This window comes from Acinetobacter sp. TUM15064, from assembly GCF_008980265.1.
Classification (GTDB): domain Bacteria; phylum Pseudomonadota; class Gammaproteobacteria; order Pseudomonadales; family Moraxellaceae; genus Acinetobacter.
The window spans coordinates 23,542-37,738 of the sequence record NZ_BKFU01000014.1 but is presented as its reverse complement, the minus strand read 5'-3'; the positions used below and the strand labels follow the sequence as shown (position 1 = coordinate 37,738).

Below are 14,197 nucleotides of genomic sequence, written 5' to 3'. Positions count from 1 at the left end.
CCACATGCGATAAGTCCTTAAGATAACTTATCGCATTTATTTTTCACACATTTTATGAATCTCACCGAGTGGATCATCGCTATCATGGAACAATTGGGCTATGTCGGAATTGCCCTACTCATGTTCCTTGATAATGTCTTCCCGCCCATCCCATCCGAGATCATTATGCCCTCTGCAGGTTACTCAGCATCTCAGGGGCAGCTCATTTTAACTGGGGTCATTATTGCAGGATGTATCGGTTCATTGCTTGCAGCAGCTCTACTGTATTGGGTTGGTTATCAGTTTAAACAAGACAGCATCTTTAGATGGGTTGACCGCTATGGAAAATACTTATTTATTAAATCCAGCGATATCAAAAAATCTTTAGACTGGTTTGAACAATATGGACATCGCATTGTGTTCTTTGGTCGGATGATACCTGCGGTACGTTCACTAATCAGTATTCCCGCAGGGATGAGCCGTATGCCCTTTTGGAAGTTCATGTTTTATAGTGGACTCGGTACGATTATCTGGACAACATTTTTAGCAACAGTCGGTTATTACTTTGGTGAAAACCAAGCATTGATGCATCAAATTTTTAGTAAAGTCGGTTATGTGATTATTACCATTGTTGCTGTGCTTATTTCATGGATTCTATACCGCAAACATTTACGCAAAACTCGCAGTTAATTTTTTATTTTTGGGGAAATACATGAAACACTACTTACTGCACTTCGCCGCAGTATATAGCATTGCTTTAGTACTCTTAATCACAGTACTCATCTTTGGTTTAAACCTTGGTGGTTTTACCTTAATTCCAACCTTAGTAGCCTGTGCTTTGATCACTGTGGGACATTTCGTTAAAAAAGAAAAACGCGTTCCAAGTAATCATGAAAAGATTCAGCTGGTGTGGGGCTCAAGTGCTGTTGCCATTATCATTGGCAGTTTTTTTGTCCTATTCTTAGTTGTGATGAATCCCAATGCTGAAGCCATTATGAAATCTGTCGATAATGCTGGCATCGGACTCACAGCAGTAGTGATGTTGTGTATGGTCGCGATTCATGGTGCTATTTTCCATATTGCTTATGGATGGTATGCAACATTTTATGATCAAAAACATAACCATTAGGCTGAATAATGGACATAACCTATCGAAATAAAACTTGAGCATGTCCATTTTTAGACTACTTTTGTACACCCAAAACCTTTTGGCTGATTAACAATACAGGCCGTGCTAAAAGCATTACACAAATGAAAGCAGCAGGCCAAGCCATTAACCATGCATGTAACCAATGTTGGATAAAGTCGGTAATGAAGCCTAAATTTAGCCAAGTCACCCATAATGTCATCAAGAAAGACAATAGCATTGACATTAAAGCTGTATTAAGCAAGCGAAATCTGAGTGTCATATTTTTTTCCTCAATCAACGACTGAGAAATTGTGACTTAATTTCATATTTGATAGAATCGCTATAAATTAAAACATTAATTCCAAAAATGAAATGCTTGATGATCTTTCACTCTTTATTGCTATCGTTGCAGCAGGCAGCTTGAGTCAAGCCGCTAAAAATCAGTCTATTCCAACAGCAACATTAACCCGACGCCTACAACAGCTCGAAAAAACATTAGGATTTAAACTACTGCACCGCACAACACGAGGTATTCAACTTACCCATGAGGGACAAAGCTATTACGAAAGATGCCAACCCCTTATTTCTAGTTTGCAGCAAGCGACTCAAGAACTAAGCCATCATATTTTAGACCCTATTGGTCAAGTAAAATTATTAGCACCAATCAATCTCGCCAATACAATTCTTAAAGCTTTCTGGGCGAGTTTTTTACATAAATACCCAGATATCCGCTTAGAAATTTGTTTAGACAACAAAAAGGATCATCTTTTAAGTACGGGGGCAGATTTAGCTTTACGAATAGGTCAACAGCAAGATACTTCGTATATTCAAAAATATATTTGTAGTCTTCAAACGATGATTGTGGCCTCACCGCAATATCTTGCTCAAGCCCCAAATATTTATCATCCGAACGATTTAAAAAATCATAGCTGGATCATCGCGCAACCATTATCCACTATAAAATTACAACGTAATCATGAACAAATAGAGTTCAAATTAGAAAATTTTAGAGCGCAGATTACAAATGAAATGCAGATTTGTACAGATTTAGCCTTACATGGCTTAGGCTTGTGCTATTTACCAGAAAATGTGTGTAAAGCGGAAATAGTGTCAGGACGCTTGATAAAAGTGTTACCTGAGTGGCAAACACCTGTTCGTGATATTTATGCAATATGGCCATCACAAAAATTACTACCAACGCGTGTTCGCGTGGTTGTGGAGGAGTTGACTGCATACATGGCTAATCTCGGATAGCACAACAAAGCGCTCGCTACCCGAGTTAAATATAAAATAAATGTTTAGCTTAATTTGGTGTGTGATACATCAAATAAAGTTCATTTAAGTTCTCTGGAATTTCTTCTGCAAGTTCATCCATTAACTGACCGTTACGACGGAAGGTTTCCATCTGCGGGTCTTCTTCATCAATCCCACTAAACACCATAATTGGTAAGGTAAGATCGACCAGCTGTTCTTCAAACTCAGGCGTGAACCAAGCATCTTCGTTTAAAAACATTGCATCAACAAAACCAACGCTCCAGTCGCCCAAGCTTGATTCTACATCTGCTTCTTCAATTTCAAAAGGAAACTCAATTCCCTCTTCATTGGCAAGGTTTTGACGAATAGACTCAAGCCAAGCTTTCACTTGCACGATGATTTCGGCAGGCACTTTCTTTTGATTATTATCAAAAAGTTCATCCAACCATTTTGCAAAAGTAGGACCAACTGCAATTGCACACAAAAAACCATGAGTCGCTGCAAAATCTAGACCATACTCATTTTGGTCACCATCTAGATATTCACTCAATAAGTCTAAATCTAAAGCACTCATTTCAAATCCAAATTCAGAAACTGATTAGGGCATTAGCATAGCATTTTCAGACACGATGCTACATCTGATTTTAGTCTTCTTCGTCGTCAAAATCGTCGTCATCGTCGATGTCGTAATCAAAATCTTTAAGCTCACGTTCCAAACGGCGCTGTGCAAGAAGGTCATCAATCAGGCGACGTTTTTCTAATGATTCTTTCGCACTAATTTTACTTGATGACTCATCAAAATTAACATCATCATCAGCGTAGTTATCATCTAGTTCAAAATCTGTAGAAGACACTAAAACTACCTCATAGTGAAAAAATGTGAAGGGTCTTAGGCGCTATTTATATGGGTTACAGAACCTTGTCAAGTTTTATTTGCATTTAGAGCAATTAATTCGATTTTTGCTCTTTATTTTTAAGCAATTTTTATGGCATGATATAATCCACCTTGCGTCTGTTTAGTTTTACGGCTTGTTTGTGTCGAATAAACGCCAAATATCCTTTATTTCATATTTGGGTTTTAAACTTAAGCGCGTGAGGGATGAACTTGAAAACAACAATTTCACCCCCATCTAAATTACTGAATTTATATTTTAATATTTTATCAGGTCGCACTTTTGCTGAATTATCCTGATGAAATAGACAGCTATTGACAGCTAAATTTATGAAGCAAATTGTGCTAAAATGCACGGTTTTCCACTGCCACAGATTCAACAAAGAGTAAGCAAAGATGAGCGATATGACTTCCCCTACTTCGCAAGTAGCGGCTCTGATTAGCCGAGGCAAAGAGCAAGGTTACCTAACTTACGCTGAGGTTAACGATCATCTCCCAGACTCGATTACTGAAAGCGAACAGATTGAAGACATTATTCAAATGCTTCAAGACGTGGGTATTCCTGTGCATGAGCGTGCACCTGAATCTGACGATGCAATGTTTGAAGGTGGTAATGAAGCTGCCGATGAAGTTGCTGAAGAAGAAGCCGCAGCTGTTCTCGCTTCTGTAGAAAATGAACCTGGTCGTACTACAGATCCAGTCCGCATGTATATGCGTGAAATGGGTACAGTTGAACTGTTAACGCGTGAAGGCGAAATCAGCATTGCTAAACGTATTGAAGAAGGCATTCGCGACGTTCTTCATTCGATTGCTTACTGGCCGAATGCGGTTGAAGTGGTATTACAAGAATACAAAGATTATGAAGCAGGCGAACGTCGCCTTGCAGATATCCTTTCTGGTTATTTAGATCCAGAAACAGATGAAGACATTCCAGAAGTCCTCGAAGAAGAATCTGAGATTGATGACGAAGAAGAGTCTTCGAGCAAATCAACCAAAGATGTGAAACTGGATGATGACGAGGAAGAAGAAGAGTCTGAAGGTGATGATGATTCTGAAGGCGAGTCTGGTCCAGATCCTGAAATTGCAAAAGTTCGTTTTGACGAATTGGCAGCCGCTTGGAAAAATACCCAAGCGGTAATCGAAAAGCACGGTCGTTCAAGCAAACCAGCTGAAGATGCATTAGAAGCACTAGCAACTGTGTTTATGATGTTCAAATTTACACCTCGTTTATTTGACATCATTTCAGAAATGATTCGTGGTACGCATGAACAAATTCGCACCTCTGAACGTGAAGTAATGCGCTATGCAGTTCGCCGTGGTCGTATGGATCGCACGCAATTCCGCACCTCTTTCCCAGGTCAAGAATCAAACTTTGCTTGGTTGGATGAACAAATTGCGAAAGCGTCGCCAGATCAAAAAGGCTATCTTGAAAAAGTACGTCCAGATGTTTTAGCGTTCCAACAAAAAATCGCAGACATTGAAAAAGATTTGGGCCTTGATGTTAAAGGCATCAAAGACATTTCAAAACGTATGGCTGTAGGCGAAGCAAAAGCACGCCGCGCGAAAAAAGAAATGGTAGAAGCGAACTTACGTTTGGTAATTTCGATTGCGAAAAAATATACCAACCGTGGCTTACAATTCTTGGACTTGATCCAAGAAGGTAACATCGGTTTGATGAAAGCGGTAGACAAGTTTGAATACCGTCGTGGTTATAAGTTCTCGACTTATGCAACGTGGTGGATTCGTCAGGCCATTACTCGTTCGATTGCCGACCAAGCGCGTACCATTCGTATTCCAGTACACATGATCGAAACCATTAACAAGATCAACCGTGTATCACGCCAACTTCTACAAGAAATGGGCCGTGAACCAACACCTGAAGAACTCGGTGAACGTCTGGAAATGGACGAAGTTAAAGTGCGTAAAGTGCTGAAAATTGCCAAAGAACCGATTTCAATGGAAACACCGATTGGCGATGATGAAGATTCGCATTTGGGTGACTTCATTGAGGACTCAAACATCACTTCACCTGTCGATGCTGCAACGTCTGAAGGCTTAAAAGAAGCGACACGTGAAGTACTTGAAAACTTGACTGAACGTGAAGCGAAAGTTCTAAAAATGCGTTTTGGTATCGACATGCCAACCGACCATACTTTAGAAGAAGTAGGTAAACAGTTTGATGTAACGCGTGAGCGTATCCGTCAGATTGAAGCGAAAGCATTACGTAAGCTTCGCCACCCTTCTCGCTCAGAACACTTACGTTCATTCTTGGAAAACGACTAATTTATATGGACGCGATGGAGACTTGAAATTTTATCAATTGTCTCCATTAAGTCTTTAAGCGCAACACCTAACGCCTGCACTTTCGCAGGCGTTTGAAATAAAGGGGGGACTGACGCTCATGACTATGTTAGACCGCACACCATCTCGTGAATTACAAGAACATCTTTGGGTATTTCCTATGGACTACCCAATTAAACTCATTGGCCTTGCTGGCGATGACTTACGTGTTGCTGTAGTTGAAATTTTAGTAAAACATTTTCCAGAGTTTGATGCTGAATCGGTTCAAACTCAGCCATCACGTACTGGTAAATATCACTCTTTGACTGCACAATTGCGTTTTGAAGAGTTAGAACAAGTGCATCAGTTATATGCAGATCTTGCAGCTTGTCCGTTAATTAAGACTGCACTGTAATTCAAATGATGTATCAATGAGACACGCTTACGAGCGTGTTTTTTTTGTGCCTATATTTTAATCTCAAGAATTCAACTTATTCACTAAAGAAATCCCCCTACACTATTGATCTTTTCTTTATAATTTAACCCATACTTTTTGTTTTATAAGGACGCAAGTGCCGTGTCGTCAGATGTCGTTCTCAAACCACAACTCATTATTCGTCAGTTTGATGGCCTAACTCCCTATGCTGACCGCTTTATTGAAATGAAGACATTGACTGAACAACGTGATGTGGATACGCCTGATGAACTTTGGATACTGCAACATCATGATGTTCTCACCCAAGGTCAAGCAGGAAAACCTGAACATATTTTGATGAACAGCAAGATCCCTGTTGTTCAATCCGACCGTGGTGGTCAAGTGACATGGCATGGTCCCGGTCAATTGGTTGCCTATTTTATGTTTGACCTCAACCGTCTTGGCTGGAACGTCCGTACTTTAGTATCTTATGCTGAAAACTTAATGATTGAGTTACTCAAAAAATATGAGATTGAAGCCTATGCCAAAGCTGATGCACCTGGCGTCTACGTTGATGGACGTAAAATTGGCTCACTAGGTTTTAAAATACGTAAAGGCCGTAGTTATCACGGTTTATCCTTAAATATTGACTGCGATTTGTTCGGATTTCAGACCATCAATCCATGTGGTTATGCAGGTTTGGAAATGGTGCGTATCTCAGACCTCAAAACCGACTACCCACGTTTTGAAAACTTATGTGCCGATATTATTGAAACTTTAAAGCACAGCGGTTACTTTAAAGATGTTCAAGTACAGCATGTATAAAGGCTTTGCTTTTCATGGAAAAATAAATTAGAGTATTTACTCTAAACTAATAATTATTTTTAGAAAGGACAGCGAGTGATTAACCTCAATTCAGTGAAACCCGCTCTGCAATTAACCTATGTCAAACTTATGATGGATGTGATTGGCCGAGGATTGGTCATGGCCAGCCAAGTCGATAGTGAAATTCAGCAAGAAGTTGCAAAATTTCCAGCCAATTTCACTCTATCTATGAATGTTTTTCCAAATGGGCCTGCTTTTTTAGCCAAAGTGACCGAAGACCATCAACTTGAACTGCTGACACCTGGCAGTCTAAAAGCAGATTTAACGATTACGTTTAAACATTTAAGTCATGCCTTTTTAGTATTTTCATTTCAAGAAAGTACAGCACAAGCATTTGCCCATGATCGTATGATCGCAGATGGCGATATTTCTTATGCAATTCGCCTCGTCCGCTGTCTAAATAAAATGGAATCCTTGATTTTGCCAAAAATGGTTGCAGAACTTGCAGTCAAAGAATACCCAACGGAACTGAGCTTAAAAGAAAAACTCACAGGCGCCGCAAATATTTACCTCAAAGTAGCCCAATCATATTTAAAACAGAGTGCATAACATGGCGAAGCCTTATTACGAATTTTTTTGTCCTGTAAAAGTGATCGCTGGTCATGCTGCTTTGGAACACATTCCGTTTGAACTAGCAACATTAGGGGCAACCCGACCTTTAATCATTACTGACAAAGGCGTACGTGCCAACAATTTACTTACACCGATTGAAGCAGCTTTTGAATCCACCGACGCAGTGATTGGTGCTATTTTTGATGATGTTCCGCCTGATTCAAGCTTAGAGACAGTACGTAAAGCGGCCAATTTATACCGTGAACACCAGTGTGATGCCATTATTGCTGTCGGTGGGGGTTCAGTGATTGATACCTCTAAAGCCACCAATATTTTGGTGTCTGAAGGTGGCGATGATTTACTCAAATACTCTGGGGCACACAACTTACCTAAGCCACTTAAACCCTTTTTTGTGATTCCAACCACGTCAGGCACAGGTTCTGAAGTTACCATGGTCGCGGTGGTGTCTGATCCAGAGAAAAATGTCAAACTACCTTTCGCATCGTACTATTTAATGCCACATGCTGCGATTCTTGATCCACGCATGACCCAAACCTTGCCACCACACCTAACCGCGATGACCGCAATGGATGCCATGACCCATGCTGTCGAAGCCTATACTTGCATGGCACATAATCCGATTTCAGATGCCTATGCTACGGCTGCAATTAAAAAAGTCAGCAATCATTTGTTTAATGTACTGGATAATCCAAGCGACGCGAACGGTCGCTTAGAATTGGCTCAAGCCTCCACTATGGCAGGTATTGCATTTTCAAACTCAATGGTCGGTCTCGTTCACTCTCTAGGCCATGCTTTAGGTGCAGTTGCCCACTTACCGCATGGACTATGTATGAACCTGTTCCTTCCTTATGTGCTTGAGTTTAATAAAGAAGTGAATGGAGACAAGATTGCAGACCTCCTATTACCGCTTGCAGGGCCAGATATCTATGCACAGACTCCTGCTCACTTACGTGCAGACAAAGCCATTAGTACATTACTCACGATGCGTGATCGCTTATTCACATTAACCAAATTACCGCGTACGTTGAGTGAAACAGGAAAAGTGACCTTAGAACAACTCGATGAGGTCGCAGAAAAAGCCCTCAACGATGGTTCAATTATTTACAACCCGAAAGAAGCCAGCTTAAAAGATTTAAAAGCAATTTTAGAAAAAGCTTGGTAATTGGCATAAAATCAGCCAATATAGCGACAATCTTAGCCTGATGCTTTTTTAAACATCGGGCTTTTATTTGCCATAAGGAATAATGCTATGCATAGACTTATTGGCATAAAAACTGCTAAAAAATCTGAAAAAGTTACTGACAAAAGATGCCAAATTAATGTAGATTGGCGCACTTTTGAAATTAAACATAGGGGGGATCGTTCGTCTCAAACGATCCTTATAAACATGACTGATCCTTGATCAACGATAAAGAGGATAACGCCGTTGACTAATATTTCTGGGACTCAATCGGCAGCTAAACTGCAAAAAACGCTAGGTCTCTGGCACATCATTATTATTGGTTTAGCTTATATTCAACCAATGACATTATTTGATACTTTCGGTTTAGTATCAGAAGAAAGTCATTATCATGTGCCGACGTCATACATCATTGCTTTAATCGCAATTTTATTCACGTCGATCAGTTATGGTCACATGATTCGTCGCTACCCTTCCTCGGGTTCAGCCTACACCTATGCACAAAAATCCATCCATCCAAATGTTGGATTTATGGTGGGTTGGTCATCATGGTTAGACTATTTATTGTCTCCAATGGTCAACATCATTCTTGCTGTGATTTACCTAGAAGCCTTATTCCCTGATGTAAACCATTGGGTTTGGGTAGTAGGCTTAACTGCATTTATGACGGCGGTCAACTTACGCGGTGCACGCTTCGTTGCAAACTTTAATGGCTTAATCGTTTTGGTACAGTTAGCAGTTATCGCATACTTTACCTGGATGGTTTACAGCTTACTTGCAAGTGGCATCAATGCAGATGGTACTTTGGTCAATGCGAAATATCAGTTATGGAGCTTAGAGCCATTTTGGAATGAACTTACTACACTGGGTCCCCTAATTACTGGTGCGACTTTACTGTGCTTCTCATTCACTGGTTTCGACTCACTTAGCTCACTTGCAGAAGAAACAAAAGATACCGAGAAAACTCTACCTAAAGCGATTTTCTTAACAGCACTCTTTGCAGGTGTGATCTTTATTATCAGCACCTACTTCATGCAGATTTACTTCCCGAACGATCCTAAGACCTACTTTGAAGATGTTGCTGCAACACAGCCTGACATTTTACAAGCCGTTGGTGGCGTGGCGTTTAAAACGGTGGTGCTGTACTTCGCGATTGTAACCGTTATGGCATCGGGTATTTCGGCACATGCAGGCGTTTCACGTTTAATGTATGTAATGGGCCGTGATGGCGTGATTAACAAGAAGATTTTTGGTCATATTAGTCCGAAAAGCTTCACACCATCTTATAATATTTTAATTGTAGGTGCTGTGGCATTAACCGCGGGCTTCATGGACTTGGACATCGTCATTTCGATGATCAGTTTCGGGGCTTTAACGGCATTTACCTTTGTAAACTTATCCGTTATTTCGCGTTATGCTCTGCGTGATGGTCGCACAAAGAATATTAAAGATATCTTGAGCTTTGTGGTCATTCCAATGTGTGGATTCCTCAGTATCTTTGCCATGTGGTTAGAGATTGAAGAAACTGCATTGAAATTCGGTTTGTGGTGGGCAATGTTTGGTATTTTATACTTAGGTTATAAAACCAAAGGCTTTAAGCAACCAGCACCACAACATAATGAATTTGATGATCACCCATAATCTCTCATTCAAAAAGAAAAAGACGCCAAGTGCGTCTTTTTCTTTTTAAGGATATGGCTAAAAAACTAACCCTTAAATTGTTGAGTAATTTTGGCAATGCGTTGTGCATAAACTTTTGCAGTCTCTAAATCCCCTGTTGGGATCTCATCCACACTTGCATCTGAAGGCGTTTGCACCAATAAGCCGACAGAACCACCCAAGTTATTCACATCTTGACGGGTTGCAGCTTTGCTGTTGGCTGGCAATAAACCCAAGCTCACCCAAATACCACCATGCTGCGACGCAAGTGTTTGCAATTGGATTAAGGTCACTTGCTTATCCCCATTGAGGCTTGCACTATTGGTAAATCCACCAAAAATCTTATCTTGCCATGCGCGGGTAAACCATTTCTTTGAAGATGCATCAGCAAACTTTTTAAACTGCCACGGTGCAGTGCCCATATAAGTCGGTGCACCAAATACAATTGCATCAGATTGATCCAGTGTCAGCCAATCTTGCTCCTGAATGTCTCCATTTGGATCAATCTCTACCAGATTTGCACCAATTTCTTGCGCAAACGTTTGAGCAATCACTTTGGTATGACCATAACCTGAAAAATAAACAACAGAAATTTTCGACATTTTAGTTTCCTCTTTTAAATCACATCATTTGCATGGGCCAATCAATTGTGACATCGCACCATGTAAACCATTAAAAATAAATCATATGTAATATTTTAAACGCTTGCCTGATCAGGCTTAAGTTTCACATAACTTGCCACTTCAGCACTTAAACCTTGTTTAAGCTGTTGAGTCTTTTCTCCAACTAAAACCTCATAAGCATTTTGCTGGATGCCGTGGAAAATTTCTTGAGCCACTGTTTCCGGTGCAATCTTCGGAATAGGTAATGAACGAGTCAGATCGGTATCAATAAAACCCACATGTACGCCCATCACCTGAATATTAAATTGAGACAACCACTGGCGACTTGAGTTGGTATAGGACCATGCTGCTGCTTTGGAAATAGCATAACTAGTCAAAACAGTGCTTGGCTCCCATGACACATCTGAGAGAATGTTGACCACATAAGCCTGTTGGCTCTTTTGCAAGATTGGAGCAAAAATTTGGGTCACTCGCATCAAACCCAATAAATTAGTTTCCAAAATCTTTTGCGTAGTTGTAATGATATTGGCGTCAACAGGATGCTCATTCAAAAGTGCAATGCCTGCATTATTCACAAGAATCGTGGTATCTGCACATTGTTCGGCAGCCTGCTGTATAGATCCCTCATCATTCACATCGAGTTGAATCGGGATTAAGCCTTCTTCGTGAAAACTACCGATCTGACGCATCCCTACATAAATTTTTTTAGCGCCCTGACGACGAGCTTCCCGAGCGATGGCTAGTCCCAAGCCACGATTTCCACCCGTAATAAAAACAACCGCCTCTGAAACATTCATCCTATGATCCATCCAATTAGCCAGTATCTTGCGAAAGCATCGTCTAATGACAACGCTGCATTAAGTCTGTATTTATGATACACTTATGAAACCTAGTATCAATTAGTTACCACTTGGTAACTGGTCAAATTCACTGTTTCAGATGAAGATAGAACGTAAAAGGAACATATTTACAGATGAATAAACCCATGAAATTTAATATTTTTCATCCAAACTGCCCTGCTCGTCTTTTTTTTGAAAAATTTGCAGACAAGTGGATTTTATTGATTGTATATACGTTGGATCAAGAATCGCAGCACTTTAATGAGCTCAAGAAAAACGTTTTAGGTATTTCACCTAAAGTGCTTTCGCAAAAATTGAAGATATTAGAGCGCGATGGTTTTCTGACGCGAACCATTCATGAAGATAACGTGATACGAGTGGAGTATGCCTTAACTGAGATTGGCAAAGACTTTGCTCAAAATGCCTATCAAATGAAAGATTGGGTCGAAGCCAATATGCTTAAAGTTTTAAAATCCAGAGCGGGATTCGATCAAAAGCTAGAAAAAACAGAGCCTGCTTAAGCAGGCTCTGTCACAGCAATTTGATTAGGCTAAAGGCTTAAAACCCTGCTGACGCCATGCTTCATAAACAATTACAGCTGTCGCATTGGATAAGTTCAAACTGCGCGAGTTTTCAGCCATGGGCAAACGAATCCAATGCTCTTTTGGAAATAACATACGAACCTGTTCAGGCAAACCACGCGTCTCAGGCCCCATGAGTAAAGCCACGGGTCGATTCAAATCCGAAGTATGCGGTGTTTCTGTTCCTTTAGTGGTTAAAGGATAAATCGCATTTAGATCAACCCCCTTTTCTGCCAAATTTGCTAAACACTCATCGAATGTTTCCCAAATTTGCATGCGTGCCCACTCGTGATAGTCCAAACCCGCACGTTTGAGCTTTTTATCATCTAGTTCAAAGCCCAATGGTTTTACCAAATGTAGCTGCGCTCCAGTATTAGCACATAAACGAATGATATTTCCTGTGTTTGCAGGAATTTCAGGCTCGTATAAAACAACATGGATCACAGCTTTTCTCTACTTTTTCAATTTGGCAAAAGTTAATCTTGCCATTGTAATTGTTCACGCAAACTCACTACATCGCCAATGATGGTCAATGTAGGTGCTTGAATATGATGCTCTTCAACTTTAGATGCAATATCGGCCAAAGTACCTACTACGACTTTTTGCTCAGGCGTTGTTCCTTTCGAGATCAACGCAACTGGCATGTCTGGGCGTTGACCATGCGCAATCAGTTTTTCACAAATTTTTTCTAAACCAACCAAGCCCATGTACAATACAAGTGTTTGATTTTGATAAACCAACTCATCCCACGGTAATTCAGGTGAACCCTCTTTTAAGTGCCCCGTAAGGAAACGTACGCTTTGTGCATAATCACGATGGGTAAGTGGAATGCCTGCATAAGCGGAACAGCCTGAAGCTGCGGTAATCCCTGGAACCACTTGAAATGGTACACCCGAGGCAAAAAGTTCTTGAATTTCTTCGCCACCACGCCCAAAAATAAATGGATCACCACCTTTTAAACGACAAACACGCTGACCTTTCGAAGCATATTCCACCAACAAGGCATTGATACCTTCTTGTGGCACAGCATGGTTAGATCGCGCTTTACCCACATAAATCTTAGTTGCATCACGGCGGCAAAGTTCCATAATCGCAGGGGAAACCAAACGATCATAGATCACCACATCAGCTTGTTGCATCAAACGCAAAGCCTTGAGGGTCAGCAGCTCAGGATCACCAGGACCTGCTCCCACCAAATACACCTCACCTTTTGGTGTTTTCCACTCTGCCAACGCTTGTTCGATTAAACGGTCTGCTTCAGCAAGGTTGTCATGAAAAACCTGTTCTTTCAGCGGACTTGCATATAAGTCTTCCCAAAAAACACGGCGCTCATCAGGACTGGAAATTTTCGCTTTCACCGCTGCACGCCATTTTCCTGAAAACTCAGCCAACTTGCCCATCCCATGTGGAATACTGGTTTCAAGCTGGGTACGAATTTGGCGAGATAAAACAGGAGATGTCCCATTGCTGGCAACTGAAATCACCAAAGGGGAACGATCAACAATGGCAGGAACCATAAAACGACAATGCGGTGGATCATCAACACTGTTGACCAGTATTTTCAGCGCTTCACAGTCCTCAAAGACTTGAGTATTCACCGCATAATCATCTGTTGCAGCAATCACTAAACGATAGTCATTGAGTTGAATCTGCGCAGGATATAGCGCTTGGATATATTGCCCTTGGCTTTCTTCAACCAGTTGCAATAAATTTGCATCAATATCAGGAGCGATGATATGAATCACCGCGCCTGCTTTATGTAACAACACTGCCTTACGGTAAGCAATATGCCCACCACCGACAATCAGACAAGGTTGCTGCTGCAACTTTAAAGAGATTGGAAAAATATCCACACACGACCTCAATGAGTTTTATCTGACTGTCTTAAAGCAATTATTGTGCACAAAA

Annotated in this window: 17 protein-coding genes; 10 read left to right on the top strand and 7 right to left on the bottom strand. The window is 40.8% G+C overall.

Features of this window, described 5'->3' with window-relative positions:
• Positions 1-54 precede the first annotated feature (54 nt).
• Together GBI16_RS06565 and GBI16_RS06560 are read left to right on the top strand one after the other, a co-directional pair.
• Positions 55-669, top strand: a complete 615-nt coding sequence (locus GBI16_RS06565; protein WP_119063160.1) for a DedA family protein — start codon at positions 55-57, stop codon at positions 667-669.
• A gap of 22 nt (positions 670-691) precedes the next feature.
• Positions 692-1,108, top strand: coding sequence for an ABZJ_00895 family protein (locus GBI16_RS06560; RefSeq protein ID WP_086208107.1), 417 nt, complete (start codon positions 692-694; stop codon positions 1,106-1,108).
• A gap of 55 nt (positions 1,109-1,163) precedes the next feature.
• Here GBI16_RS06560 and GBI16_RS06555 read toward each other — a convergent pair whose 3' ends face one another.
• The gene (locus GBI16_RS06555; RefSeq protein ID WP_086208108.1) at positions 1,164-1,388 is read right to left on the bottom strand and encodes a DUF2798 domain-containing protein; all 225 of its coding nucleotides are present in this window, start codon (positions 1,386-1,388) and stop codon (positions 1,164-1,166) included.
• 92 nt (positions 1,389-1,480) lie between these two features.
• On the opposite strand from GBI16_RS06555, the gene GBI16_RS06550 reads away from it, so the two are divergent.
• Complete coding sequence (locus tag GBI16_RS06550) at positions 1,481-2,362, top strand: LysR family transcriptional regulator (protein ID WP_151706758.1); 882 nt, start codon at positions 1,481-1,483, stop codon at positions 2,360-2,362.
• A 49-nt stretch (positions 2,363-2,411) separates the two neighbouring features.
• On the opposite strand, the gene GBI16_RS06545 is transcribed toward GBI16_RS06550, so the two are convergent.
• Positions 2,412-2,936 (bottom strand): YecA family protein, encoded by a 525-nt coding sequence (locus tag GBI16_RS06545; RefSeq protein WP_086208110.1) that lies wholly within the window; start codon positions 2,934-2,936, stop codon positions 2,412-2,414.
• Positions 2,937-3,006: 70 nt separating this feature from the next.
• Entirely contained in the window at positions 3,007-3,216 is a 210-nt protein-coding gene (locus tag GBI16_RS06540; RefSeq protein WP_004982817.1) for a PA3496 family putative envelope integrity protein, read from the bottom strand.
• A gap of 434 nt (positions 3,217-3,650) precedes the next feature.
• Between GBI16_RS06540 and rpoD the strand changes: the two genes are divergently transcribed.
• The 6 genes from rpoD to GBI16_RS06510 all read left to right on the top strand — a co-directional run bounded on the left by rpoD (position 3,651) and on the right by GBI16_RS06510 (position 10,228).
• Positions 3,651-5,537, top strand: coding sequence for an RNA polymerase sigma factor RpoD (gene rpoD / locus GBI16_RS06535; protein ID WP_086208111.1), 1,887 nt, complete (start codon positions 3,651-3,653; stop codon positions 5,535-5,537).
• Between the two features lie 124 nt (positions 5,538-5,661).
• Positions 5,662-5,949, top strand: a complete 288-nt coding sequence (locus GBI16_RS06530; RefSeq protein ID WP_086208112.1) for a YbeD family protein — start codon at positions 5,662-5,664, stop codon at positions 5,947-5,949.
• Positions 5,950-6,111: 162 nt separating this feature from the next.
• Entirely contained in the window at positions 6,112-6,774 is a 663-nt protein-coding gene (gene lipB / locus GBI16_RS06525; RefSeq protein ID WP_151706757.1) for a lipoyl(octanoyl) transferase LipB, read from the top strand.
• 129 nt (positions 6,775-6,903) lie between these two features.
• Entirely contained in the window at positions 6,904-7,383 is a 480-nt protein-coding gene (locus GBI16_RS06520) for a hypothetical protein (RefSeq protein WP_404814583.1), read from the top strand.
• 1 nt (position 7,384) lies between these two features.
• Positions 7,385-8,569 (top strand): iron-containing alcohol dehydrogenase, encoded by a 1,185-nt coding sequence (locus tag GBI16_RS06515; protein ID WP_151706755.1) that lies wholly within the window; start codon positions 7,385-7,387, stop codon positions 8,567-8,569.
• Between the two features lie 264 nt (positions 8,570-8,833).
• Positions 8,834-10,228 carry an APC family permease gene (locus GBI16_RS06510; protein WP_086208116.1) on the top strand — a complete coding sequence of 465 codons (1,395 nt, stop codon included), beginning with the start codon at positions 8,834-8,836 and terminating at the stop codon, positions 10,226-10,228.
• Positions 10,229-10,293: 65 nt separating this feature from the next.
• Here GBI16_RS06510 and GBI16_RS06505 read toward each other — a convergent pair whose 3' ends face one another.
• On the bottom strand, positions 10,294-10,848 hold the full coding sequence (locus GBI16_RS06505) for a flavodoxin family protein (RefSeq protein WP_151706754.1): 555 nt from the start codon (positions 10,846-10,848) through the stop codon (positions 10,294-10,296).
• 95 nt (positions 10,849-10,943) lie between these two features.
• Positions 10,944-11,666 carry an SDR family NAD(P)-dependent oxidoreductase gene (locus tag GBI16_RS06500; protein WP_227509227.1) on the bottom strand — a complete coding sequence of 241 codons (723 nt, stop codon included), beginning with the start codon at positions 11,664-11,666 and terminating at the stop codon, positions 10,944-10,946.
• A gap of 176 nt (positions 11,667-11,842) precedes the next feature.
• On the opposite strand from GBI16_RS06500, the gene GBI16_RS06495 reads away from it, so the two are divergent.
• Positions 11,843-12,229 (top strand): helix-turn-helix domain-containing protein, encoded by a 387-nt coding sequence (locus GBI16_RS06495; protein ID WP_086208119.1) that lies wholly within the window; start codon positions 11,843-11,845, stop codon positions 12,227-12,229.
• Between the two features lie 24 nt (positions 12,230-12,253).
• Here the strand turns inward: GBI16_RS06495 and GBI16_RS06490 are convergent, their stop codons facing one another.
• Both GBI16_RS06490 and cysG read right to left on the bottom strand, forming a co-directional pair.
• A complete protein-coding gene (locus GBI16_RS06490; RefSeq protein ID WP_058870115.1) occupies positions 12,254-12,733 on the bottom strand; it encodes a tRNA (cytidine(34)-2'-O)-methyltransferase in 480 nt (159 codons plus the stop codon).
• Between the two features lie 32 nt (positions 12,734-12,765).
• Positions 12,766-14,142 (bottom strand): siroheme synthase CysG, encoded by a 1,377-nt coding sequence (gene cysG, locus GBI16_RS06485; RefSeq protein WP_086208120.1) that lies wholly within the window; start codon positions 14,140-14,142, stop codon positions 12,766-12,768.
• Between the last annotated feature and the right edge of the window lie 55 nt (positions 14,143-14,197).